The organism is Pseudomonas putida (genome assembly GCF_030159595.1).
In the GTDB taxonomy this organism is placed as follows: domain Bacteria; phylum Pseudomonadota; class Gammaproteobacteria; order Pseudomonadales; family Pseudomonadaceae; genus Aquipseudomonas; species Aquipseudomonas putida_AC.
Map to the genome: position 1 here is coordinate 42,934 of NZ_BSKJ01000009.1, position 24,727 is coordinate 67,660.

Consider the following 24,727-nt stretch of genomic DNA (forward strand, 5'->3'; position numbering starts at 1 on the left):
TCCTGGGTTGTCATGGGGTGTCATGGGTTACTGCCGGGTGCGGAAGGCAGTCCACAGGCGGTTGCGCTGGCGCAGGTCGGCCAGGGCCATGCTGCGGTCGGCGAACAGGCGTTGACGCACCTCGGTCGGCGGGTAGATATCCGGGTCGTTGCGCACCGCCTCGTCCACCAACGGGGTGGCCGCCTGGTTGGCGTTGGCGAAGAACAGCGTGTTGGTTAGCGCAGCGACCGATTCTGGCTTGAGCATGAAGGCGATGAAGGCACGCGCTGCCTCGGGGTGCGGGGCATCCTTGGGGATGACCAGGTTGTCCTGCCACACCAGCGTGCCTTCGCGGGGGATGCGGTAAATCAACTCGAATGGCTTGCCGGCACGGCGCGCCTGGTCGGCGGCCATCGCCGCATCGCCGTTGTAGGTCAGCGCCAGGCACACGCTGCCGTTGGCCAGGTCGCTGATCTGCCGGCCATTGGCGACGTAGCTGATCGACGGCTGCAGTTGGCTCAGCAGGCGCTGCGCAGCGGCCAGATCATCCTTGTTCTGGCTGTACGGGTCCTTGCCCAGGTAGTTGAGGGCCACGCCGATCACCTCCTGCGGCGAATCGGGCATCGCAATACCGCAATCCTTGAGCCGGCTGGCGTATTCGGGCTTGAACAGCAGGTCGAGGCTGTCCAGCGGTACATCGCCCAGGCGCTGACGCACGGCCTCCACGTTCACACCCAGCCCCAGGGTGCCCCAGGTGTACGGCACGGCGTGGCGGTTGCCGGGGTCGGCCTCGGCAAGCTTGGCCAGCAGGTCCTTGTCGAGGTTGCTGTAGCCGGGCATGGCCTGGGGGTCGAGCGGTTGCAGGGCGTTGGCCTTGAGCGCCCGGGCCAACACGGTCGACGATGGCACCACCACGTCGTAACCACTGCCGCCGGTGAGCAGCTTGGTTTCCAGCACTTCGGTGGTGTCGAAGGTGTCGTAGCGCACCTTGTAGCCGGTTTCCTGTTCGAAGCGCTTGAGGGTTTGCGGGGCGACGTAATCGGCCCAGCTGTAGAGGTTGACGACCTTTTCTTCGGCTTGCAGCGGCAAGGCCAGAACCAGGGACAACAGGCACAACGATCGACGCATGGCGGACACCTCGGCAAATGGGTGGATGCCGCAAGCATGCCAGCCGGGTTACATTGCAAGAATGGCAAGTTCGTAAAGCTGACATTAGCAAGGAGCAATGTAATGCTCGGACAAGTGCATGACCCCGACCTGCACCTGCTGCGGCTGTTCGTCACTGTAGTCGAGGCCGGTGGTTTCAGCGCCGCGCAGGGCGTGCTGGGCCTGAGCCAGCCCACCATCAGCCAGCGCATGGCTCAGCTGGAAGCACGCCTGGGTTACCGCCTGTGCAGCCGGGGCAAAGGCGGCTTTCACCTGACGGAGAAAGGCACATTGCTACTGGAGGCTGCGCGTGGGCTGCTGCTGAACATCGAGCAGTTCCGCCAGCAGGCCAATGGGGTGGCCGGGCGACTGTTGGGGACCGTGCGCATCGGCATGGCGGAAAACCAGGACAAAGCCGTGAGCCTGCGGCTGGCGGCGGCCATTGCAGCGTTTCGCACGCGAGAGGAGTCGGTGCAACTGGAGCTGATCAGCGCACCACCGGCGGAGCTGGAGCGGTTGTTGCTGGAACAAAGGCTGGACTACGCCATCAGCTACTTTTCCGGCAACCAGGCGGCGTTTGATTACCAACCCTTGTTCGAGGAGCGGCAACGGCTGTATTGCGGCAAGGGGCATGTGCTGTTCGGTGAGGCAGAAGTCGGGCTCGAGCGGCTGCTGGAGATGGACCAGGTGCGCCATCCCTACCGGTTTCTGAAAGGGGGTGAACCGTTCCAGAGTCGGCGCAGCATGGCGGTAGCGGAGCAGATCGAGAGCGTGCTGACGTTCATTCTGTCGGGGCGGCATATCGGTTACCTGCCACACCATTGTGCGCAGGAATGGGAGGCCGGTGGGGTGTTGTGGGCGCTGGACCCGGGGCTGGATTTTGTGGTGCCGTTTACCTTGGCTCGGCACCGGGCACAAACGGTGGGCGAGGCCCAGCAGGCGTTTGCGCAGGATTTGCTGGCAGCGTTTACCTGAGCCGGCCCGCTCCCACAGAGGCCGGTTCAGGCGACAACTGTCAGTAAGCCATGCTCCAGGTCAGGGTGTAGGTACGCCCTCGCCCTTGATAGTCATACAGATACGCCGGCCCATAGGTCGGCGAATAGAACAGCGTCGCGCGCTGCCCCCAGACCGTGCTGTACTGCTTGTCCAGCAGGTTCTGGATACCGGCGCTGAAGGTGCCAAAGCCGGTGTCCTGGCTGCCCAGCAGATCGAAAGTGGTGTAGCCGTCGATCTCGTGATCGGCATCGTCCTTCAGGCTGAAGGCATGGTTGGCCTGCAGCCGCGCACTGCGGCTATCACCCTTCCAGCCGACAAATGCAGTGGCCTTGGACAACGAGGCATAGCGGGCATCACGCTTGTTCCAGCCGCCATCGGCAGCCTCTTCCTCGGAGCGGGTCAGGTGCAGTGTACCGCCCGCTTCCCAGCCCGTCTGGAAGTGCCGGGTCAGCGCACCTTCAAAGCCGAAGTCGCGGCTCTTCTGCTCTTCCACGTTGATCGTCAGCGTTTGCGAATCGACGTTGATGATCTTGTCCGACCAGATGTAGTACAGCGCCGCCTGGGCATCCCAGTCCAGGTCGGCATAGCGCCAGCCCAGCTCCACCTGGCGACTCTTGATGCCGGCCAGCGGGTTGTCGGCCACGCTCAGGCCTGGCTTGCCGTAGTACTTGGCCGGGTCCGGCAGGTCGAAGCCTTCGCCGTAGTTGGTCCACACCTGGTGGCCGTTCTTGAAGTCGTAGATGGCGCCGACGTTGAACAGGTTGACCTGGTAGTCGTTGCTGCCGCCGGGCACGCCCTTGAAGTCGCTGACGTCCACGTCCATCTGCTGGCGCCGGGCGCCGCCGGAGAAGGTCAGGTTGTCGGTGGCATGCCAGTCCAGCTGCGCGTACACCGATACACCATCGACCTGGTAGCTGGGATAGCGCGCGGCCTTGCTGTCCTTTTCCATCTCCAGGCCGCCCGATTCGGACGAGGTCAGGGCGTTGAACGTGGTCTGCTCAGCATTGAAGCGCTCACGGTCCAGGTCGACGCCGTAGGTCAGCTTCAGTGTGTCCCACTGTTTGGCGAACAGGCCCTTGAGGCTGGTGACCTCGAAGTTCTGCTGCGAGGCCGCGAAGTACACCCCACGCGAACCGGTGGGTGTGGCGCGGTTGTAGTACGGGAACGGGTAGAAGTTATCGTCTTCCTTGCGGTACGAGGCCTGCAGGTAGAAGTCCTGGCCCAGCACGTCGGTGTGATGGTAATTGGCGTTCAGCAACAAGCGCCGGGTACGCGGCTCCAGGTCCGACGAATAGCCGCTGCGCAGCTCAGCGTCTTCCAGGTCGGATGGCGCGTTGTAATCGAGGTTGGGGAAGTAGATACCCGTGCTGCCGTGGTTGCCCGAATCGTAGTACTGGGCCAGCAGATCGAGGCTTTGCTGGTCATTCAACTGCAAGCCCAGGGTGCCGAGCACGTCGATTGTGCGGTTGTACTGCAGGTCGGTCTGGGTGTTGTCGATGAAAATCTGGTCACCGGCGCCGTCGTAGAAAGCTTCGTTCTGCTCACCGGAAATACCCAGCCGGGCATTGACCCGCTCGTTGCCGCCGCTGATCGACTGGGCGAAGCGGGTGGCCAGGTCGTCGCTGTTGTTGAAGCCGCTGCTGGCGCCGAGCTGGGTTTCGAAGCGCGCCGGGCCGGGCTCGCCCTTCTTGGTCACGATGTTGATGATACCGCCGGTGGCACCGCCGCCGTAGATGGCACTGGCGCCGGACAGCACTTCGACACGCTCGACGTTGAACGGCGAAATGCTGTCGAACTGGCGCGACAGGCCGCGCGAGCTGTTCTGGCTGACCCCGTCGATCATCACCAGCACGTTGCGCCCGCGCATGTTCTGGCCGTAGTTGGTACGCCCTTCCGGTGCCAGGTCGAGGCCGGGTACCAGCTTGCCGATGGCTTCCTTCAGGCTGACGCCGCTGTCGATCTGCTCACGCAGCTGCTGCTGGTCGACCACCCAGACAGTGCCGGGGATTTCGCTGATTGCGGTGCTGGTGCGCGAGGCAACGCTGACTTCGATCGGTTTGAGGTTGACCGCCTGCGGTACGGCCTCGGCCTTGCGCAGGGTGACGGTGCGGGCGTCGCTGAAGTGCCAGCCCATGCCGCTGCCGGCCAGCAACTGCTGCAAGGCTTGCTCGACGCTGTAGCTGCCGTGCAAGGCCGGGCTGGCAACGCCTGCGACATCGCCTGTGGTGTACAGCAAGTGCAGGCCGGCCTGGTCGGCAAAGGTGGTCAGGGCCTGGTCCAGCGGCTGGGCTGGCAGGTCGAGCTGAACCTGACGGGCTTGCATCTGGGTGTGTTCGGCAGTGGTCGCGGCCGACGCATGCAGCGGGCCGACCAGCATGGCCAGGGCGCTGCAGGACATCAGGGCGTGGTGAAGAGAACCGCGACGGGGGTGCAAGGGCTTGAGCATCAGAGGCACGAATGAGCTTCCTGACAAGTCGTAAATGAGAATGGGTTGCTGATCAGTCCCACTACGACGATCTGGCTTGCAGGAACTTGCAGTGCCAAATGGAAATTATTTTTCCTGTGCGGGCCTCTTCGCGGCTAACGCCGCGAAGAGGCCCGCACAGGCAAGTCAATGAACCACGGCCAACCACGGCAGGTAGGTCACCTTCAGGCCATAACGCTGCTCCAGGGTGCGCAACAGGGCCTCTGGCTCATCCAGGTCAAACACCCCGCTCACCTCCATCGCCGCCAGCTTGCTGTCGGACAGCACGATGCGCCCATGCCGGTAGCGCTCAAGTTCCGCCAGCACCTGCCCCAGCGGTTTGCCGTTGAAGATCAGCTTGCCGCGCTGCCAGGCCATCTGCGTTCCGGCGTCGGCCGCCACCACGAGTTCATGTTCACCCAAACGGGCGTCACCATGTGCCAACACCACGCGGCCATCGCGGCGCACGCTGAAGGTGGCCATCCCCCCCTGCACCCGCTCGCCTGCCGTCTCGACCACAAACGGCCTTGAGTCCTCAGTGGTCTCGAACAGGGCCTCACCAGCATCCAGCACCACCCGGCGTTCGTGCTCGCTGAACACCACACTCAGCGCACTGGAACTGTTCAGTGTCACCCGCGTGCCATCTGCCAAGGTAATCACCTGCCGCTCGCCCACTGCCGTGTGGTAATCCGCCAGCAGCATCGGCGCCTGTTGCCAACACGCCACAGCGGCGACCAGCAACACCACGGAAGCCGCCACGCCCGCCTGCTTGAACCAGTCGCGGCAATGGCGCAGGGCCTGGCCGATGTATTTGGCCACCATGCTCTCGGAAACCCCCAGCCGCTGTGCGATCTGCGCCTGGGTCAAGCCTTCGACACGGTTCAGCAACAACGCCTGGCGGGCGTTGTCGGGCAGTTCCAGCAGCGCATCGTCGAGAATCTGCAGGCGCTCCCGGGCCAGCAACGTCGCCTCGGGCGCTGGCGCCGGACAGGTCAGTTCACCCGCGCCGTCACAGTCGTCATGGCTGGCAGCAAGGCGCTGCTCGCGGCGCAAGGCATCGATTGCCAAGTTGCCGGCCACGCGGAAAATGAAGCTGCGCGCGTGCAACACCGGCACCGCTTGTTCATCGACTTTCACCAGCTTCAGGTAGGTTTCCTGGGCCACGTCGGCGGCGCGCTGGCGGTCGCTCATGCGCCGGGTCAGGAACTGCAACAGGTCGTCGTAGTGCTCCTGGAAAGTCGCCAGCAGGCCCGACACGGGTGACGTCAGCATGGGTTTCGGAACTGCCAGCAGGATGAGTTATCGGACGTTAATGAGAAACAGTATCTTTCATCTGCAAGGATACTTTCAACGCCGACGCGCATTTGCCACACTGACTGTTCGCTCACTCTGGCAAGGTCGCCCTCAATGACTGCCCGCCCGCACCACGGTATCCGCCTGTTTCTCGTCCTGCTGATGGCGTATGGCCTGGGTGCCTGCGCACTGTTCCAGCCACGCGATCCGGTCAACATCAGCATGATCGGCATCGAGCCCCTGCCTGGGCAGGAACTGGAACTGCGCATGGCCGTGAAAATGCGGGTGCAAAACCCCAACGAGTCGCCGATCGACTACAACGGCATTGCCCTGAACCTGGAAGTGAACGGCCAGCCGCTGGCCGCCGGGGTCAGCGACCAGCAAGGGCACATTGGCCGCTATGACGAAGCGGTGATCGTGGTGCCGGTGAGCATCACGGCATTTTCCTTCCTGCGCCAGGCCTATGGGCTGGGCACGGTGGACTCGCTGAAGGGGTTGCCCTACAAGCTGCGCGGCAAGCTGGCGGGCGGGTTGCTGGGGACCGTGCGCTTTACTGACGAGGGCAAGCTGGACCTGCCCAACGGTGCCTACTGGTAAGTGCCCGTCGGGCGGTCAGCGGTTGGCGCTGGCGGCGGCCATCAGCTTGTTGACTTCGCTGCGCACCATGCTGGCGTATTCGGGCGGCGACATGCTGTCCAGTTCGGCGCGTACCCACTCGGCCCATTTGCCCTTGCGCCGCGGCTTTTCGGCAATCAGCCGGGCCGCATCACCCTTGGCTTTGCCCAGGTTGCTCTGCCACATCTCGAACAGCCGCGCCTTCTCTGCCTCGATCTGCGCCCGTTCCTCGAAGCTCATGTTGGCCAGATTGAAACTCATGAAGGTACCTGCAGGTTTGAAAATGGCCGCTATCTTACACCCAGGCAACGCAACATCGGAAAGCCGGCGCAACTTTCCCGACGCGGCGGCATCCATTGTTCAAACCACCCCATCGACGAGGACGAGTTCATGGCCCGGAAAAACGCCGCACTGGCAGACAGCGATCAGATCAAGGACCAGGTATTCAGCGAACTGCAATCGCTGATAGAAGAATCGGAAAAGCTGCTGAACGACAGCGCCGCCCTGGTGGGCGACGAAGCAGAGACGTTACGCGCGCAGGTAAGCCTGAAGCTGCGCCAGGCCCGCCAGGCGGCCAGCAACGTCCGCAGCAAGGCACAACCTGTGGTGGACGCCACACAGGACTATATCGGTGGCCATCCGTGGCAGACCGTGGCCATTTCTGCCGGCTTCGGCCTGGTGATCGGCTTGCTGCTCGGCCGGCGCAACTGAAGCCTGGGCCGCCTCACGAAAATCAGGCGGCCAGCGCCTGCGGGATACCGCTGTGGAAGCGCAGTTCCTGGTCTGGCGACTGGATCAGCTCTACTTCCGCAGCCCGCACCAGTTCCACCCGGCGGGCAATGTCCGCCTCATCGCCGTAGTTGTGCGCCAGTTTCAGGTAGCCCTGGTAGTGGCGCGCTTCGCTTTTCAACAGGCCGTGATAGAAGCGGCCTAATTCTTCGTCCAGATGCGGCACCAGCGCGGCAAAGCGCTCGCAGCTGCGTGCCTCGATGAACGCCCCCACCACCAGCGTATCCACCAGTTTGACCGGTTCGTGGGCGCGCACCAGGCGGCGCAGCCCCGACGCATAGCGCCCCGCCGATACCGGGCGCAGTGGCACGCCACGGCGCTTCATCAGGCGCAAGACCTGTTCATGGTGCACCAACTCTTCACGGGCCAGGCGCGACATCATGTTGATCAGGTCGAGGTGGGTGTTGTACTTGGCCATCAGGCTCAAGGCGGTGCTGGCGGCCTTGAATTCACAGTTCTTGTGGTCGATCAGCAGGGTTTCCTGGTCGGCCAGCGCCGCTTCGATCCAGGCGTCTGGCGTCGGGCAGCCAAGAAAGGCGTCGATTTCGGGGATCAGGGACATAAGCGTGCAACCACACAGAACAGGCAGGGCCGGCGATTATACCGGCGGCGGCGGGCAGCGCCAGTGACTATGCTGATGTACATCAAGCGCCAGCGGGGGGCGCGCCGTCTATAGTCAGGCATTGGCCGCCACCTTTGAAGGGAGTTAACGCCCATGCAAGCCGTCCGCAGCATCCTCGTCGTCCTCGACCCTGAGCACGCCCATAGCCGAGCGCTAACCCGGGCCAAGCTGATCGCCGGTGTCACCGGCGCACGCCTGCACCTGCTGATGTGCGACAAGCGGCATGACCACAGTGCGCTGCTTAGCCTGCTGAGCAGCCAGCTGCACGATGACGGCTACGACAACGTCACCCATGAAGAAGCCTGGCGCGACAACCTGCACGACACGATCATCTATGTGCAGCAGGCCGAGGGCTGCGAGCTGGTGATCAAGGAACACCGCCCGGACAACCCGCTGAAAAAAGCCCTGCTTACCCCCAGCGACTGGAAGCTGCTGCGCCAGTGCCCGTGTGCCGTGCTGATGGTCAAGAGCGAACGGCCGTGGACCGGGGGCAAGATTCTGGCTGCGGTGGACGTAGGCAACCAGGACGAGGACCACCGTCGCCTGCATGCCAGCATCATTGACCATGGGTTTGAGATTGCCAAACTGGCCAAGGGCGAACTGCATGTCATCAGTGCCCATCCGTCGCCGATGCTGTCGGCCTCGGACCCGGCTTACCAGCTGAGCGAAACCATCGAGAAGCGGTATCGCGAAGCTTGCAAGGCGTTCCAGGCCGAATATGACATCAGCGAAGACCGTTTGCATGTGGCTGAAGGGCCGGCGGATGTGCTGATACCCCATACCGAGCAGAAGCTGGATGCCGTGGTGACGGTGATCGGCACGGTGTGCCGCACGGGGATTACCGGGGCGTTGATTGGTAATACTTCGGAGGTGGTGCTGGATGCTCTGGAAGGCGATGTATTGGTGCTGAAAAGCGAAGAAGCCATCGCCCACCAGGCAGAGTTGGCCCGCGACTGAATCCCTATTCCGCTTCACCTCGCTGTTATTGGGGCCGCTTTGCGGCCCTTCGCGGGCAAGCCCGCTCCCACAGGGTACTGCGTATACCTCAGGGGCATGGTTCATCTGTGGGAGCGGGCTTGCCCGCGAAGGGCTGCGAAGCAGCCCCAATCAGCACCAACAGCTACGCCAACGCCTCCCGCACCTTCGGGTCCAGCCCCTCCCCTGCATTGGCCTCGACCCACTCCGCCAGCTGCCGGCGCATCGCCGGCGTCCAGAAGCTCTGTAAATGCTGCCGCACCCCTTGAACCGCCAGCGCCCGGTCTGGCTCGCTGTCAAAGTAGTGGGCGATCTGGTTGGCCATCTTGACCAGGTTGTCGCTGCTCATCGACGCACCTCGGCGTTCTCCGCTGTACGGCGTTCCTTCAGCAAGCGACGCTGTTCATCACTGAAGTCCTGATAGCGCTTCTGCCACTGCGACGGCTGGAACACCTTGACCACCTCGACCGCCGTCACCTTGTATTCCGGGCAGTTGGTGGCCCAGTCGGAGTTGTCGGTAGTGATCACGTTGGCCCCCGACTCGGGGAAGTGGAAGGTGGTGTACACCACCCCCGGCGCCACCCGCGCACTGACCTTGGCACGCAGCACGGTCTGCCCGGCGCGACTACCGATACCCACCCAGTCACCGTCGTGGATGCCACGGCTTTCCGCATCTGTGGGGTGAATTTCCAGGCGGTCAGCATCGTGCCAGGCCACGTTGCCGGTGCGCCGGGTCTGGGCCCCGACGTTGTACTGGCTCAGTATGCGGCCGGTGGTCAGCAACAACGGGTAGCGGTTGTTGACCTTCTCGTCGGTGGGCACATAACCCGTGAGCATGAAGCGCCCCTTGCCGCGCACGAACTGGTCGATGTGCATGGTCGGCGTACCGTCGGGCGCCGCGTCGTTGCACGGCCACTGCAGGCTGCCGTGGCGGTCGATTTCGGCGTAGCTGACGCGGCGGAAGGTGGGCGTCAGGCGGGCGATCTCGTCCATGATTTCGGACGGGTGACGGTAGTTCATCGGGTAGCCCAAGGCGTTGGCCAAGGCCACGGTCGCCTCCCAGTCGGCCTTGCCGGCCAGCGGCTCCATGACCTTGCGTACCCGCGAAATACGCCGCTCGGCATTGGTGAAGGTGCCGTCCTTTTCCAGGAACGAACTGCCCGGCAGGAACACATGGGCGAACTTGGCCGTTTCGTTGAGGAAGATGTCCTGCACCACCACGCACTCCATGGCATGCAAGGCCGCCGTGACATGCTGGGTGTTGGGGTCGCTCTGGGCGATGTCCTCGCCCTGGCAGTACAGCGCCTTGAAGCTGCCGTCCAGCGCCGCCTCGAACATGTTGGGAATGCGCAGGCCCGGGTCGGGCTGCAACGTCACGCCCCAGGCGCGCTCGAACTCGGCACGCACGCCTTCGTTGGAAATGTGCCGGTAGCCAGGCAGCTCATGGGGGAAAGAGCCCATGTCGCACGAGCCCTGTACGTTGTTCTGCCCGCGCAGCGGGTTTACCCCTACCCCTTCACGGCCAATGTTGCCGGTGGCCATGGCCAGGTTGGCGATGCCCATCACTGCGGTACTGCCCTGGCTGTGCTCGGTCACGCCCAGGCCGTAGTAGATGGCTGCATTGCCACCCGTGGCATACAGCCGAGCGGCGGCGCGGATCTGCTCGGCAGGTACGCCGCAGACCGGACCAAGTACTTCAGGGGCATTCTCTGCCAGGCTGACGAAGTCACGCCAGCGGGCGAAGTCCTCGGTTTCGCAGCGCGCATCGATGAAGCGCTGGGCCAGCAGGCCCTCGGTGACGATCACATGGGCCAGCGCGTTGAGCATGGCCACGTTGGTGCCTGGGCGCAGTTGCAGGTGCAATTCGGCGCGGGCATGGGGCGAGTCGACCAGGTCGATGCGCCGCGGGTCGATCACGATCAACCGCGCGCCTTGGCGCAGGCGGCGCTTGAGCTGTGAACCGAACACTGGGTGCGCGTCGGTTGGGTTGGCGCCGATCACCAGCACCACGTCGGCCTGCATCACCGAATCGAAACTTTGCGTACCCGCCGACTCACCCAGGGTCTGTTTCAGGCCATAGCCGGTGGGCGAATGGCATACCCGCGCGCAGGTATCAACGTTGTTGTTGCCGAATGCCGTGCGCACCAGTTTCTGCACCAGGTAAGCTTCTTCGTTGGTGCAGCGGCTGGAGGTGATACCGCCGATGGAATCACGCCCGTATTTAAGCTGAATACGGCGGAACTCGCTGGCGGCGTAAGTCACCGCTTCGTCCCAGCTCACCTCCTGCCACGCGTCTTCCAGGCGCTTGCGGATCATCGGTTTGGTAATGCGGTCCGGGTGGGTAGCGTAGCCCCAGGCAAAGCGGCCCTTGACGCAGGCGTGGCCATGGTTGGCACCGCCGTTCTTGTCCGGGACCATACGCACCAGTTGGTCGCCTTTCATTTCCGCACGGAACGAGCAGCCGACCCCGCAATAGGCGCAAGTGGTAATGACCGAACGTTCAGGCTGACCAAGCTGCACCAGGCTCTTTTCCGTGAGGGTCGCGGTCGGGCACGCCTGCACGCAGGCGCCGCACGACACGCACTCGGAGGCCAGGAAGTTGTCACCACCCGCCGCCGCCACCCGCGACTCGAAACCACGCCCGGTGATGGTCAGGGCAAAGGTGCCCTGAATGTCCTCGCAAGCACGCACGCAACGGCTGCAGACAATGCACTTGCTGGGTTCGTAGTCGAAATACGGGTTGGAAACGTCCTTTTTTTCGGCCAGGTGGTTGGCACCGTCGTAGCCGTAGCGCACCTCCCGCAGGCCGACCTGGCCGGCCACGGTCTGCAGTTCGCAGTTGCCGTTGGCCGAACAGGTGAGGCAGTCCAGCGGGTGGTCGGAGATGTACAACTCCATCACGTTGCGGCGCAGGCCCGCCAGGCGCGGGGTTTCGGTACGCACCACCATGCCCTCGCTGACCGGGGTGGTGCAGGAGGCCGGGTAGCCGCGCATGCCTTCGATTTCCACCATGCACATGCGGCACGAACCAAAGGCTTCGAGGCTGTCGGTGGCGCAGAGTTTGGGGATGCTGGTGCCAAGCATGGCGGCGGCGCGCATCACCGAAGTGCCCTCAGGCACGCTGATGGCGCGGCCGTCGATGCTCAGGCTGACTTGCACGTCACTGTCACGGGCCGGGGTGCCGAGGTCGCTGCTTTTATCAGAAGCGGGGTCGAAGAAATTGATCACTGCGCGGCCTCCGTGGTGGTCAGCCCGAAATCGGCGGGAAAGTACTTGAGGGCGCTGGCCACCGGGTAGGCGGTCATGCCGCCCATGGCGCACAGCGAGCCGTACTGCATCGTGTCGCACAGGTCGCGCAATAACAGGGCCTGGTCGTGGCGTTCGGTGAGATCACTGGTCGCGATCAACCGGTCGACCACTTCCATGCCCCGGGTGGAGCCGATGCGGCACGGGGTGCATTTGCCGCAGGATTCCTCGGCGCAGAACTGCAGGGCAAAGCGCGCCATGCTGGCCATGTTCAAGGTGTCGTCGGCCACTACCACACCGCCATGGCCAAGCATCGCGTCCATGGCGGCGAAGGCCTCATAGTCCAGCGGCGTGTCGAAGTGGCTGGGTGGCACCCAAGCGCCGAGCGGGCCACCGACCTGCGCAGCCTTCAGCGGCCGACCACTGGCCGTGCCGCCGCCGTAACCTTCCACCAGCTCGCGCAGGGTCAGGCCAAAGGCGCGTTCCACCAGGCCCCCCTGGCGTATGTTGCCGGCCAACTGGAAGGGCATGGTGCCCAGTGAGCGGCCCATGCCGAAATCCCGATAGAACGCCGCGCCCTTGGCCAGGATGATGGGCACCGAAGCCAGGGTGAGCACGTTGTGCACCAGCGTTGGCAGGCCAAACAGGCCTTGCAACGCGGGCAGCGGCGGCTTGGCGCGGACGATGCCGCGCTTGCCTTCGATGGATTCGAGCAGCGCGGTTTCTTCGCCGCAGATATAGGCGCCGGCGCCAACCCGCACTTCCAGGTCGAAGGGCTGACCGCTGCCGGCTACGTCAGTGCCGAGATAGCCGGCGGCGCGAGCGATGGTAATAGCTTGGTCAAGTACACGGATGGCGTCGGGGTATTCCGAGCGCACATAGATGTAGCCCTTGTCGGCGCCCACAGCGAGGCCGGCAATGATCATGCCCTCGATCAGCAGGAGCGGGTCGCCTTCCATCAGCATGCGGTCAGCGAAGGTGCCAGAGTCGCCTTCGTCAGCATTGCAGACTATGTACTTCTGCCCTGGCGCGGCGTCGCGCACGGTGCGCCACTTGATGCCAGCGGGGAACGCAGCACCGCCACGGCCGCGCAGGCCGGAATCGAGTACAGCAGCGACCACGTCGGCACCGTCCATGGCCACGGCAGCCTCCAGGCCGGCGAAACCACCCTGGGCACGGTAGTCGTCCAGCGACAACGGGCGGGTGATGCCGGCGCGGGCGAACAGCAGGCGTTGCTGGGTCTTCAGGTAAGGGATTTCTTCGACCGGCCCCAGCGCCAGCGAGTGGCCACCCGGTTCACCAGCCAGGGCATCGAGCAAGGCCGGCACATCTTCCGGTGTGACCGGGCCAAAACCCAGGCGCCCTTGTGCGGCGTCGCACTCGACCAACGGCTCCAGCCAGTACAGCCCGCGTGAGCTGGTGCGTTGGATATCCAGCGGCAACTGACGACGCTCGGCCTCACGCTGCAAGGCATCGGCCACCCGGTCGGCCCCCACGGCGCGGGCCACCGAGTCGCAGGGGATGTAGAGCTTCAGCATGCTGCATCCTCCCGGCAACCGTTCACCAATGCGCGCAGGCGTTCAGGGGTGAGCCGGGCATGCACCTGGCCATCCAGCTCCAGCGCCGGCGAGCAGGCACAGGCACCCAGGCAGTAAACCGGGCGCAGGCTGATGGTGCCGTCGGCGCTGGTGCCGTGGTCGTCCAGCGCCAGCTGTTCGCGCAGTTGCGCGGCCAGGGCTTCGGCACCACGGCTCTGGCAGGACTCGGCGCGGCACAGGCGCAAGGTGTGGCGCGCCGGCGGCGATGTGCGGAAGTCATGATAGAAGCTGATCACCCCGCGCACCTCGGCCAGGCTGAGGTTCAGGGCATGGGCAATTTCCGGGACGGCAGCATCGGGGATGAAACCGATGTCGTGCTGGATGGCATGCAGGATCGGCAACAGCGCGCCAGGGGTAGCCTTGTCACGGGCCAGAATGCGCTGGATTACGGGCAGGTGGAGCAATTCATCAGGCATACAGCGGACCTCGGCATCACGGACCCTGCCTGAATTATTGTGGGGGCAGGTATCCGGCGTGTTCTGCTGCGGCACGCCGGCCACGTCACGGTTGCGTGGTCTGGCGGCCTCCTTGCCCAAGGCCGTGCATCTGCGTGCACTGGTCCGAAGGCATCCTGTAAGCATGGCACTTGTGGCGCCAGGAGGTTGCGTGCGAGCGACCAGGCGCATCCTGAAACCGACGGTTGGTTTTATGCGTGCTCGCCATGTAGCTGGATGAGGGCTGCCAAGTGCATGCCTTGGGTTTCGAGGTGATGCACAGAGCGAGCGCCGCACGCGCGGCGCTCGCTCAACTCGGCCGCTGACGCTGGGTTGTAATCAACCACAGCAGGTAACACCCTCCCAACACCCCCGTCACCAACCCAACCGGCAACTGCGCCGTGGCCGCCAAGCGCTGGCTCAGCCAGTCGGCCAGCAACAGCAACGCTGCGCCCATCAAGGCGGCGCACAATAACGGCATCCCCGCCGTACGCGTCAGCCGCCGTGCCAGTTGCGGGCCGGCCAGGGCGATGAAGGCAATGGGCCCGGCTGCGGCCGTGGCGATGGCGGTAAGGCCCACCGCAGCCAGTACCAACCGCAACCGTGAACGCTCCACGGCCACCCCAAGCTGGCGGGCCGTACCATCGCCCATTTCCATCAGCGCCAGTTCACGGCCGTGCAGCAAGGCCACTGGCACGATCACCGCCAGCCCCAGCGCGGCAGGCAGCACATGGGCCCAAGTACGCGTGTTGAGCGAGCCGGCCAGCCACAGCTGGGCGAACAGCGCCTGATCCAGGTCGCCGGTCACCAGCAGCAACTGGTTCAAGCCCGACAACGTGGCGCCCATGCCGATGCCCACCAGGACCAGCCGATAACCCTGACCGCCCTGCCCGCGACGCGCCAGCAGCAATACCAGCAACGCGGTGAGCATGCCGGCCGACACCGCCGCCAAGGCCGTGGCCAACGGGCCGGCGTCGAACAGGATGATCTGCACGATGGCACCACTCGCGGCGCCGGTGGTAAAGCCGATGACATCGGGTGAACCAAGGGGGTTGCGGGCGATTGACTGGAAGATCGCCCCGGCCATACCCAGCGCCGCGCCCACCAGAACCGCCGTGAGCACCCGCGGCAAACGCACGCGGGTGACAATGCGGCTGACCATCTCGTTGTCACCTTGCCCCAGCAGGCTGGCCAATACCTGGTCCGCACGAATCGGCAGGCTACCCGTACCGAGCAGCAGCACCGCCAGCGCCATCACCAACAGCACCAGTACGCTGCCGACCCACGCCGCCCGGGGGCTGAAACGCAGGCTGACAGGCCCGCGCCTGAACGCACGCAAACCCTTCACAGCTGACATAGACGAAACCTGCCGATCAGTACGATAAAGGCCGGCCCGCCCAGCAACAGCGCCAGGGTGCCGGCTGCCAGCTCTGCCGGCGCTGCGAGCACGCGGCCAAGCAGGTCGGCGCCCAATAACAACAGGGCAGCAATCAGCGCGGCATACGGCAGCATGCGCCGGTAGTCCGGCCCAACCAGCAAGCGTGCCAGGTGGGGTGCCACCAGGCCGACGAAACCGATCGGCCCGGCGATTGCCGTAGCGCTGCCGGCCAGCAGCATCAGCGCCACGCAGGCCAGCGCCCAGGTCATGCGCACATTCACACCCAACGCCCGGCCCAGATCACGGCCTAGCGCCAAGGCATTGAGTCGTGGCATCAAGGCTGCCGCCAAGGCCAAGCCCAAGGCGATGGCCACGGTCGGCAATGGCAACGCAGCTGTACTGCTGCCCGCCAACGAGCCTGCCGCCCAATGGCGGAAATGGTCGTAGACCTGCGGCGGGGTGTTGAGCACGAGGATGGCCGTGAGCGAAGCCAGCAGCATGCTCAGCCCCGCCCCGGCCAGCACCAGGCGTACCGGGTTGCTGTCCACCGCCCCCGCCTGGCCCAGCAGGAACACGGCAATACCGGCAATGCCCGCACCGAGGAAGGCCAGCGGGATGTACTGGCTGACCTGGGTCAGGCCAAACAGCGCAACGCCAAGGATGACCGCCAGCGCGGCGCCAGCATTCACGCCCAGCAGCCCGGGCTCGGCCAGCGGGTTACGTGTCAGTGCCTGCATCAAGGTGCCCGCCGCACCCAGCGCCAGCCCGGCGAGCAACGCCACCAGCGTGCGTGGTACGCGTAATTCACGCACGATCAGGTGCTCGTCGTTATGCAGATCGGGCTGGAAGAGGGCATCGAACGCCACGCCGAAGGCAATCGGGTGCGAGCCGATCAGCAGGCTTGCCAACGCTGCCACCAACAGCAACAAAAGCCCCGCCAACAGCGCAGGGCGCAAGGTCTGGCCGGCCATGGTCAGCGGAAGTATCCGGCGACGGTGTCGAGCATCTGCCGCCCGGAGTAGTAGTCTATGCGGAACGAACTGGGCCCCAGCGGGTACACGCGCTGGTGTTGCACCGCCGGCAGGTTGGCCAGCACCGGGTCGCTGCGAAATGCCAGGGCGTCTTTGTCATCGGCGCTGAGCAGGAACACATCGGCATCGCCGATGGCGGCGGCCAGGCTCTCGCGGGAAATGAACTGGAACTCGGTAGCACGAATGACCTGCCCGGCCATCGCCTTGGGCAGCTCGCGCACCTGGAAGCCAAGTGCCGTCAGCAGCCGCGCCTGCGGGCTGATGGTACGGCCGATGGAATAACTGCCACCGATGTTGTAGCCAATCAGCACCACCTGCCTTGGTGAGGGGTGCAAGCGCGCGGCAGTGGCACGGGTGTAGTCGTCGAACTGTTGGATCAGGGCCTTGGCCTGCTGTTGCAACCCGGTTTTTGCACCCAGTTCGGTGGCCAGTTCTTGCCAGGACTGGTTGGAGTAATTCACCACCAAGGTCGGCACACCTTGGGCCTTCAGCTCTGCCAGGTGCGGCGCAGCGCTGTCGGCCCCGGTGGCGGAGACCACCAGCAGATCGGGCGCACTGGCCACCACCGCCTCGATGTCGAACTGCAAGTTGCGGTACAGCACCTGCACATCACGCTGGTCGGCCACGGCAGCCCATTGCGAAAAGAAGCCTTTGCCATCGGTCAGGCGGCTGGGCGTGGCGGCGGCGCTGGCCACCAACGGCGCCTGCATGGCCAGCAGGATGCCGGTTACGCTCGGAGTAGTGGAGACAATGCGCGTAGGCGCGGCCGTTGCGGTCAGGGTTGCGCCGGCCAGCGCCAGGGCGACGGCGGCCAGTGCTGCACAAACTCGAAAACGCTTCATCGATCGGTTTCGCTCGGTGGGATTCAGCTGCGCATGATAATACTTCTCATACAGATAATTCCATCATGTAGAATACGTTCCGCAAAATGCGCACGACCAAGGACCGACCATGAGCCCTCGCCTGCAAGCCCGCGCACTGACCCTGCGCCGTGATACCCGAACGCTGTCGCACGACCTGTCGCTGGACATCCCCGACGGTGGTTTCACCGTGATCGTCGGCCCCAACGCCTGCGGCAAGTCGACCCTGCTGGCGGCGCTCTCGCGGCTGCTGGCACCCCGTTGCGGCCAGGTACTGCTCGATGGCCAGGACATCCAGTCGCGCCCCGCCAAGGAGGTGGCCCGGCGCCTGGCTCTGCTACCACAGAGCGCCAACGCACCGGACGGGATCCGTGTGGCCGAACTGGTCGCGCGCGGGCGCTACCCGCACCAGCGCCTATGGCGGCAGTGGTCCGTCGAAGATGAGCAAGCGGTGCAGCGGGCGATGCATGCGACCGGCATCGAAGACCTGGCCGAACGGCCACTGCAGGCACTGTCTGGTGGTCAGCGCCAGCGCGTGTGGATTGCCATGGTGCTGGCCCAGGAAACGCCGTTGCTGTTGCTCGACGAGCCCACCACTTACCTGGACATCGCCCACCAGTACGAATTGCTGGAGTTGTTGCGCGACCTGAATCGCCAGGGGCGCACCATTGTTGCGGTGCTGCACGACCTTAACCAGGCCTGCCGCTATGCCAGCCACCTGGTGGCCATGCGCGATGGCGCCATCGTTGCCCAGGGCGCACCGGCAGAGATATTTACCGAGGCGCTGGTGCAGCAGGTGTTCGGGTTGTCGGGGCTGGTGATCGAGGACCCGGTGAGCGGGACGCCGATGCTGGTGCCGCGTGGGCGTCATGAAGCGCGTTAAGGCCGTTCACATAAGCCCGGCCAGCCAGGGCCCCTGTGGGAGCGGGTTTACCCGCGAAGAATACGACGCGGTGCATGGCACCGGCTGCGCAGGTGTTCGCGGGTGAACCCGCTCCCACAGGGATCGCGCAGGCTTTGGACACGCTTAAACGGGTAACACCGGTTCAGGAGCCCCCAGCATGCGCCCACCGGTTGCCTGGTTGACCAACCCCGCTTCATGGAACAGCGCCTGCCGATCCTCCGGGGTGCGCAGTTGCCCAAGGTCGGTCACCGTGGTCATCACGCACACAATCTCCTGCTGCGCATCGAACACCGGCGCCGCCTGCCCGGTGACGCTCGACAGCAAGTGGCTGGTCAACTCGGCCCAGCAATGCTGGCGGATCTGCTCCAGCACCTTGGCGCTGGGCGGTGTGCCGCGAAAATGCGCAGGCTGCAACTTGCGTGCAGCATCGATGGTGGCCTTGGGCAGAAACGCCTGAAAGATCAGCCCACAGGCGGTGTTGTCGATGGGCAGGATATCGCCCAAGGCCAGCGGGTTGATCGAAAAGTAGGCGCTGCGGTACCAACGCACCAGCGTCGGGCCACGGTCGGTCCAGATCGCCACCCCGCCACTGGCGGCATGCCGCTGGGCCAGGCCCTTCATGTGCCGGGCGGCAATTTCCACGGCGTCCACCCGCTTGAGTGCGCCAATGCCAATGCTGAGCGCGGCCGGACCCAGGTCGTACAGCGCGCTGGCCGGGTCCTGCCTGGCCAGCCCTTCCTTTACCAGGCTTTGCAGGTAACGGTGCGCCGTAGAGCCGCCAGTACCGGTGCGCCGGGCCACTTCGCCCAGGCTCAGTTCGTTCTCCGCATTGGCCAGCACATTCAGGAACCGCGCGGCAATCGACACCGACTGGATGGTACCGGAACGCTTCTCGCCCGGGCTCTCCGGTTCCGCGTCGGCGGGGGACTGCAAAGTGTTCAACAGGGCTATCTCCTCATTTCTGATTATCCGGCCAGGCGCCACCACGGTGGCCGGTTAGCGCGGCTGCCTATCATACCGCCAGCAACCCCGGCCTGGCGCGAGTGCCGGTGAGTTCAGGCACCACCATACCACTTTGAGGAATAGATTCTTTATTGCGGAACGCAATGGCACCGTGATACCTTGTACCGCAAACGAGGATCGTTCTCATTTGGAGGTTGTCTTGAAGTACCCTGCGCAACGCTCGTTCAGCCATGGATTCGGTGTGCTGACCCTGTCTACCCTGCTTGCTGCACCCCACGCCCTGGCCGAACAGGCCTCTACCGCTGGTAGCTCGCAACTGGTCCTCACCCCCGTTGTGGTCAGCGGTGAAAAGGTGGAACGTGACCTGCGCAACACGGCCTCGTCGGTGTCGGTGAAAAGCGCCAGCGAAATCGACAGCCTCAAGACCGGCAACGCCTCGGTGCACGAAGTGCTCAACGACGTGCCCAACGTGATCTACACCGATTCGGTGGGCGCGCCGATCATTCGCGGCCAGGACACCCAGGGCCCGAACAACGGCGCCAACGTGTTCTGGGGCGGCACCGTGCCACGCGCCACCATCAACCTCGATGGGCACTACCTGAACTACAACGAGATGTACTTTGGCGCGCCGTCTGTGTGGGACGTGGACAGCATCGAGGTGTACCGTGGCCCGCAGACCACCAGCCAGGGCGCCAACGCCATCGCCGGGGCCATCGTGGTCAAGACCAAAGACCCGACCTTCACCCCCGAGGCGGCCTACCAGGCCGAGATCGGCAGCTACCACTCGCGGCGCACGTCGCTGGCAGTGTCCGGGCCGCTGACCGACAACCTGGCCGGGCGCATGGCGCTGGATTATTCGGCACGCGACACCTTCATCGACTACACCAACCCCGCGTTTGCCAGCCACGACACCGACCAGGACTTCCGCGCCCTGAACCTGCGCGGCAAGCTGCTGTGGCTGCCCGAGGCGGTGCCTGGCCTGGGCCTGAAGTACACCTTCGCCCACGGCGACTCCAACCGCCCCACCCAGGAAGCGGCCTCGCGCCCGTTCCACGACCTGGACCATACCGGCGCCACCATGCCCAGCTGGCACCAGCAGAGCAACACGCACATCGTCGACGTGGACTACGCGCTGGACAACGGCGTGAAGCTGTTCAACCAGACCCAGTATTCGCTGTCCAACGTGCACCGGGTCATTGGCGTGGCGAACGGCGGCGATGCCGACATTCGCCAGAAGAACTTCTCCAACGAAACCCGCGTCACCTTCGGCGAGCAGCAGGACACCCTCAGCGGCATGGCCGGCCTGTACCTGGCACGCACCGATTCGGATGAAATCCTGTACTACAGCGGTATTTCCGACTTCGACGACACCAAGCGCAACCTGGGCGTGTTCGGCGAAGTCAGCTACCGCCTGACCGACCGCTGGACGCTCACCACCGCCTTGCGCCTGCAGCAGGACAAGATCCAGCGCAGCGGCACCTCGCCGTTCGCCGTTAACGGGCTGGACTACGACAAGACCTTCACCGCCTTCCTGCCCAAGGTGTCGCTGGCCTATGCCCTGACCCCGCAGTGGACCGTCGGCGGCATGGTCAGCCGTGGCTACAACCCGGGCGGCGTATCGCTGAACCTGAGCAGCAAGCGCTTCGAGGCGTTCGATGACGAGCGCATGTGGAACTACGAACTGTTCGCCCGCGCCAGCCTGCTGGACGACCGCCTGCACCTGAACGCCAACCTGTTCTACATGGACATGCAGGATGCCCAGTACAACATCCCGGTGGTGCTGGCCTCGGGCCTGACCCAGTCCTACACCATCAACGCCGAAAAGGCTCACGCCTATGGCTTCGAGCTGTCGGCGGACTACCGCGTGCTGGACAACCTGACCCTGAAGGCCAGCGCCGGTGCCCTGCAAACCCGCATCGACGACATCGACGCCAACAGCAGCTATGCCGGTAACGAGTTCGCCCGTTCACCCGGCTACACCGTCAGTGTCGGCCCAAGCTGGGACATTACCGACCGCCTCAACCTCAATGCCCAGGTGCGGCACATCGACGGTTACTACTCGGACGTGGCCAACACCAAAAGCTATGCCATCGACGGCTACACCCTGGCCGATGCCCGCATGAGCTACCGCTTCAGCGACCAGGTGCAGGTGTACACCTACGTCAAGAACGTGTTCGACGAACGCACCCCGACCTACATGCAGACCAACCGGGGGATTGGTGGGATCGAAGCGAGCATGACCGAGCCGCGCACCGTGGGTGTGGGCATCAAGGGGGCCTTCTGATGACATTCAAGAAAGGCCTGCACATCGGCATGTCGCTTGCCCCCACCTGGCTCAGCGGCGAGGGTTGGCGGCGCGCCGACAGCCGTGTCGAAACCCTGTTCGGCAGCGACTTCGCCATGGACATCGCCCGGCGCGCCGAGGCCGCGCACCTGGACTTCGTGTTCCGCCCCGACGTCAGTTGCGTGGTGGCCGATGCCCTGGAAAGCGGCTCGGGCTTCACCAGCCTCGACCCCACCGTGCTGCTGGCCGCACTTACCCGCGAAACCAGCCGAATCGGCCTGGTGTCGACCATCTCGACCACCTTCTTCCCGCCGTACCTGGTCGCACGCCAGTTGCAGTCACTGAACTGGCTGAGCCAGGGCCGGGTGGGCTGGAACATCGTCACCGCCCTGCAGGGCCACGAAAACTTCGGCCTGGCCGCCATGCCCAGCGCCGAAGAGCGCTACGCCCGCGCTGCCGAGTTCACCAAGGTGGTGCAGCAACTGTGGCGCAGTTTTCCGCAACAGGCCCTGCGCATCGACCGCGAAAACGGCATTTATGCCGACCCGGCGCAGGTCCAGCCGATCGACCACCAAGGGGACTTCCTGCAGGTGCAGGGCCCGCTCAACCTGCCCGAACAGGGGGCGCGCATTCCGCTGATCCAGGCTGGCGCATCCGACAGCGGTCGTGACTTCGCAGCCCGCGTCGCCGACATCGTCTTCGCCCCTACACCCGACCAGGCCGCAGCGGCGGACCTGCGCCGCGACCTGTCACGCCGCGCACAAAAGCATGGTCGCCAAGCCGACGACATTCGCCTGCTGCCGGGCCTGAGCCTGTACCTGGCGCCCACCCGCCAGCAGGCGCGCGAACTGTTCATGGACACCCACGCACGGGTGGACAAGGCACGCAAGTACGCGGCCATCGAAAAGATGATCGGCATCGACCTGGCCAACTGGCCGAGTGACCGGCGCATTCATGCAGCAGACCTGCCGCCACTGCAGTTGCTGCCCGGCGCCAGCCGGACCCATGTGAGCCTGCTGCGGCGCCTGATCGAGCGCGAGTCACTGCTGCCTGAAGAACTGCTGATGCGCCCGGAAGTGCTGTCGGCGGCGCACTGGCAAGTGATTGGCACGGTCGATGATGCCGTCGCCGAGATTGTCGACTGGGCTGAAGCCGGGGTGATGGATGGTTTTATTGCCGCGCCGGGGGGCTCGTTCGGCTCGGTGTACCGTTTTCTGGATGATGTGGTGCCGCGGCTGGTGGAGCGAGGATTGTTCCGCGAGCGGTATCAAGGGGCTACGTTTGCCGAGCATCTGCAGCGGTACTGAAGTGCCCAAGGGGCTGCTTCGCAGCCCCGTCAACGTCAAGAACAGCAACACCTTGCGGTCAAGGCGCGCCCTTCCCTTCTACCGCCTTGGCTGTCTCGATCAACTTGTCGAACTTGCGGTTCAGCTGGGCAAATTTCTCGTCACTCCTGGCCCGCGCCTTGATGTTTCCGGCCGAGCTGGCCTTGTCGGCAATGGTCACCACGGTCCAGCCCCACTCTTTGGAGACCCAGTAAACCAGCTCACCCTCTGCAGAAAACGCTTCAAGCCGGCCACCCGTATTCGGCACCCGCTTGGCGTCCTTCGTCATCGGCAGCAGTTGCTGGACCCGCGCCTCGTCAGTGGTATCCAGCTGCACCTCAACCTGGCGAAGCTGGTCGGCTTGGTTGAACGACGCTTTCACCTGTGAAACGGCGATACCGCCCAGGCTGTAGTCGTTCTTGGGATTGGCCCCCTGATAAAACTCGGTGGGAACCTGATAGTGATAGCCCGTGAAATGCTCAACCTCGCCGAACTGCTGTTGCAGAATGGCCAAAACCTGGGCCTTGGGCATGCCGAGGGTAAACTGGCCAACGTCAAGCGCCGACCAGGCTTGCAAAGGGAAAATCGCGCAGGCGAACAGGAGCGGTAAGGTCCGTTTCATGGGGTAGTCTTCCTTGAAGTGAGCCCGCCAACCTAACCCCTGCACGACAATCCGACAATACTGGCAGGGTGCCAAGCCCTCCCTGCCCCCGGCCTCAGGCTACCGCCTTGTCCAGGCCACGCTCGGCTTCCAGCGCCCGCACCAGCGGCAACACATGCTCGCCAAAGTACGCCACTTCCTCCTGGAAATGCAGGAAGCCAGAGAGGATCAAATCCACCCCCACTGCCTTCAGCGCAACGATGCGCTCGGCAATTTGCCGCGGCGTGCCGATCAGGTTGGTCTTGAAGCCATCGTTGTACTGCACCAGGTCCTCGAAGCTGGACTTGGCCCAGTTGCCCTCGCCCTCCGGGCTGGCCGAACCGGCATGCTTGACCTCCTGGCCGAACGCCCGCACCGCCTCGGGGTTGGCCTTGTCGATGATCTCTTGCAGCACCGCACGCGCTTCTGCCTCGGTATCGCGGGCGATGATAAAGGCATTCACCCCGATCTTTACCGAGTGCCCGTTGGCCGCAGCCTTGGTGCGGATATCGTCCACTTGGGCCTTGATCCCCTCGACGCTATTGCCGTTGGTGAAGTACCAATCCGACACCCGCGCGGCCATGTCCCGCGCGGCGCGCGAGCTGCCACCCTGGAAAATCTCCGGGTGTGGCTGCTGCAGCGGCTTGGGTTTGAGGGTGTAGTTGCGAAAGCGATAGAAGTCGCCGTTGAAGGTGAAGTTGTCCTGGGTCCAGATGCCCTTCAACGCGCGGATGAATTCTTCAGAGCGACGATAGCGCTCATCGTGGTCCAGCCAGGGCTCACCGATGGCATGGAACTCGCCCTTGAACCAACCCGAGACCACGTTGATGGCGATACGGCCCTGGGTGAACTGGTCGATGCTCGCCAGCTGCTTGGCCGCCAGCGCCGGGTTCCACGGCCCCGGCAGGATGGCAGCGATGACCTTGAGTTTTTCCGTGGCGGCCAGCAGCGCGTGGCTGATAGTGACCGACTCGTGCTGGTTGTCGGCGCCGTAGCCCGCTGTGAAACGGATTTGCGACAGGGCGTAATCGAAGCCGGACTTTTCCGCGATTTGCGCCAGCTTGCGGTTGTAGTCGATGTCCCAGCTGGTGCGCTGCTCGATGGTGCTGACCACCAGGCCACCGCTGACGTTGGGGACCCAGTAGGCGAACTTGATTGGGGCGTGGCTCATGGGGAGTCTCCTTG

General features: G+C 64.4%; 22 protein-coding genes. 7 read left to right on the top strand and 15 right to left on the bottom strand.

Annotated elements, in window-relative coordinates; translation table 11 throughout:
- Positions 1-27 precede the first annotated feature (27 nt).
- Positions 28-1,107: a polyamine ABC transporter substrate-binding protein gene (locus QQL85_RS19675; protein WP_284356414.1), complete on the bottom strand. Its 1,080-nt coding sequence runs from the start codon at positions 1,105-1,107 to the stop codon at positions 28-30.
- A gap of 102 nt (positions 1,108-1,209) precedes the next feature.
- Here QQL85_RS19675 and QQL85_RS19680 point away from each other — a divergent pair, with 102 nt between their 5' ends.
- Positions 1,210-2,100 (top strand): LysR family transcriptional regulator, encoded by an 891-nt coding sequence (locus tag QQL85_RS19680; RefSeq protein WP_284356415.1) that lies wholly within the window; start codon positions 1,210-1,212, stop codon positions 2,098-2,100.
- Positions 2,101-2,140: 40 nt separating this feature from the next.
- Here the strand turns inward: QQL85_RS19680 and QQL85_RS19685 are convergent, their stop codons facing one another.
- Positions 2,141-4,567, bottom strand: a complete 2,427-nt coding sequence (locus QQL85_RS19685; protein ID WP_284356566.1) for a TonB-dependent receptor — start codon at positions 4,565-4,567, stop codon at positions 2,141-2,143.
- A 165-nt stretch (positions 4,568-4,732) separates the two neighbouring features.
- Complete coding sequence (locus QQL85_RS19690; RefSeq protein ID WP_284356416.1) at positions 4,733-5,857, bottom strand: sigma-70 family RNA polymerase sigma factor; 1,125 nt, start codon at positions 5,855-5,857, stop codon at positions 4,733-4,735.
- Positions 5,858-5,992: 135 nt separating this feature from the next.
- Here QQL85_RS19690 and QQL85_RS19695 point away from each other — a divergent pair, with 135 nt between their 5' ends.
- Entirely contained in the window at positions 5,993-6,475 is a 483-nt protein-coding gene (locus QQL85_RS19695; RefSeq protein WP_284356417.1) for an LEA type 2 family protein, read from the top strand.
- Between the two features lie 15 nt (positions 6,476-6,490).
- On the opposite strand, the gene QQL85_RS19700 is transcribed toward QQL85_RS19695, so the two are convergent.
- Complete coding sequence (locus tag QQL85_RS19700; protein WP_284356418.1) at positions 6,491-6,754, bottom strand: hypothetical protein; 264 nt, start codon at positions 6,752-6,754, stop codon at positions 6,491-6,493.
- Between the two features lie 129 nt (positions 6,755-6,883).
- Here QQL85_RS19700 and QQL85_RS19705 point away from each other — a divergent pair, with 129 nt between their 5' ends.
- A complete protein-coding gene (locus tag QQL85_RS19705; protein ID WP_284356419.1) occupies positions 6,884-7,204 on the top strand; it encodes a DUF883 family protein in 321 nt (106 codons plus the stop codon).
- Positions 7,205-7,226: 22 nt separating this feature from the next.
- Here the strand turns inward: QQL85_RS19705 and QQL85_RS19710 are convergent, their stop codons facing one another.
- A complete protein-coding gene (locus tag QQL85_RS19710) occupies positions 7,227-7,844 on the bottom strand; it encodes a tRNA-(ms[2]io[6]A)-hydroxylase (protein ID WP_016714954.1) in 618 nt (205 codons plus the stop codon).
- A gap of 153 nt (positions 7,845-7,997) precedes the next feature.
- On the opposite strand from QQL85_RS19710, the gene QQL85_RS19715 reads away from it, so the two are divergent.
- Positions 7,998-8,861, top strand: coding sequence for a universal stress protein (locus QQL85_RS19715; RefSeq protein WP_284356420.1), 864 nt, complete (start codon positions 7,998-8,000; stop codon positions 8,859-8,861).
- 163 nt (positions 8,862-9,024) lie between these two features.
- Here QQL85_RS19715 and QQL85_RS19720 read toward each other — a convergent pair whose 3' ends face one another.
- The 7 genes from QQL85_RS19720 to fepB form a co-directional block, all read right to left on the bottom strand.
- A complete protein-coding gene (locus QQL85_RS19720; protein WP_284356421.1) occupies positions 9,025-9,228 on the bottom strand; it encodes a formate dehydrogenase subunit delta in 204 nt (67 codons plus the stop codon).
- Positions 9,225-12,107, bottom strand: coding sequence for a formate dehydrogenase subunit alpha (fdhF, locus tag QQL85_RS19725; protein ID WP_284356422.1), 2,883 nt, complete (start codon positions 12,105-12,107; stop codon positions 9,225-9,227). The genes QQL85_RS19720 and fdhF overlap by 4 nt, the downstream gene beginning before the upstream one ends.
- Complete coding sequence (locus QQL85_RS19730; RefSeq protein ID WP_284356423.1) at positions 12,104-13,663, bottom strand: formate dehydrogenase beta subunit; 1,560 nt, start codon at positions 13,661-13,663, stop codon at positions 12,104-12,106. The genes fdhF and QQL85_RS19730 overlap by 4 nt, the downstream gene beginning before the upstream one ends.
- Positions 13,657-14,139: a formate dehydrogenase subunit gamma gene (locus tag QQL85_RS19735; protein ID WP_284356424.1), complete on the bottom strand. Its 483-nt coding sequence runs from the start codon at positions 14,137-14,139 to the stop codon at positions 13,657-13,659. The genes QQL85_RS19730 and QQL85_RS19735 overlap by 7 nt, the downstream gene beginning before the upstream one ends.
- Positions 14,140-14,467: 328 nt before the next feature.
- Entirely contained in the window at positions 14,468-15,505 is a 1,038-nt protein-coding gene (locus QQL85_RS19740; protein ID WP_284356567.1) for a FecCD family ABC transporter permease, read from the bottom strand.
- Positions 15,502-16,506, bottom strand: a complete 1,005-nt coding sequence (locus tag QQL85_RS19745) for a FecCD family ABC transporter permease (RefSeq protein ID WP_284356425.1) — start codon at positions 16,504-16,506, stop codon at positions 15,502-15,504. Before QQL85_RS19745 ends, QQL85_RS19740 begins: the two co-directional genes overlap by 4 nt.
- A 2-nt stretch (positions 16,507-16,508) precedes the next feature.
- Entirely contained in the window at positions 16,509-17,408 is a 900-nt protein-coding gene (gene fepB, locus QQL85_RS19750; RefSeq protein WP_284356426.1) for a Fe2+-enterobactin ABC transporter substrate-binding protein, read from the bottom strand.
- 109 nt (positions 17,409-17,517) lie between these two features.
- Here fepB and QQL85_RS19755 point away from each other — a divergent pair, with 109 nt between their 5' ends.
- Positions 17,518-18,309 (top strand): ABC transporter ATP-binding protein, encoded by a 792-nt coding sequence (locus QQL85_RS19755; protein WP_284356427.1) that lies wholly within the window; start codon positions 17,518-17,520, stop codon positions 18,307-18,309.
- 144 nt (positions 18,310-18,453) lie between these two features.
- Here the strand turns inward: QQL85_RS19755 and QQL85_RS19760 are convergent, their stop codons facing one another.
- Positions 18,454-19,272, bottom strand: a complete 819-nt coding sequence (locus QQL85_RS19760) for an IclR family transcriptional regulator (protein WP_284356428.1) — start codon at positions 19,270-19,272, stop codon at positions 18,454-18,456.
- Between the two features lie 220 nt (positions 19,273-19,492).
- Here QQL85_RS19760 and QQL85_RS19765 point away from each other — a divergent pair, with 220 nt between their 5' ends.
- Positions 19,493-21,577 (top strand): TonB-dependent receptor, encoded by a 2,085-nt coding sequence (locus QQL85_RS19765; RefSeq protein ID WP_284356429.1) that lies wholly within the window; start codon positions 19,493-19,495, stop codon positions 21,575-21,577.
- Positions 21,577-22,884, top strand: coding sequence for an NtaA/DmoA family FMN-dependent monooxygenase (locus QQL85_RS19770; RefSeq protein WP_284356430.1), 1,308 nt, complete (start codon positions 21,577-21,579; stop codon positions 22,882-22,884). Before QQL85_RS19765 ends, QQL85_RS19770 begins: the two co-directional genes overlap by 1 nt.
- 58 nt (positions 22,885-22,942) lie before the next feature.
- Here QQL85_RS19770 and QQL85_RS19775 read toward each other — a convergent pair whose 3' ends face one another.
- On the bottom strand, positions 22,943-23,524 hold the full coding sequence (locus tag QQL85_RS19775) for a hypothetical protein (RefSeq protein ID WP_284356431.1): 582 nt from the start codon (positions 23,522-23,524) through the stop codon (positions 22,943-22,945).
- Between the two features lie 94 nt (positions 23,525-23,618).
- Positions 23,619-24,713 carry a dimethylsulfone monooxygenase SfnG gene (gene sfnG, locus QQL85_RS19780; protein ID WP_284356432.1) on the bottom strand — a complete coding sequence of 365 codons (1,095 nt, stop codon included), beginning with the start codon at positions 24,711-24,713 and terminating at the stop codon, positions 23,619-23,621.
- Between the last annotated feature and the right edge of the window lie 14 nt (positions 24,714-24,727).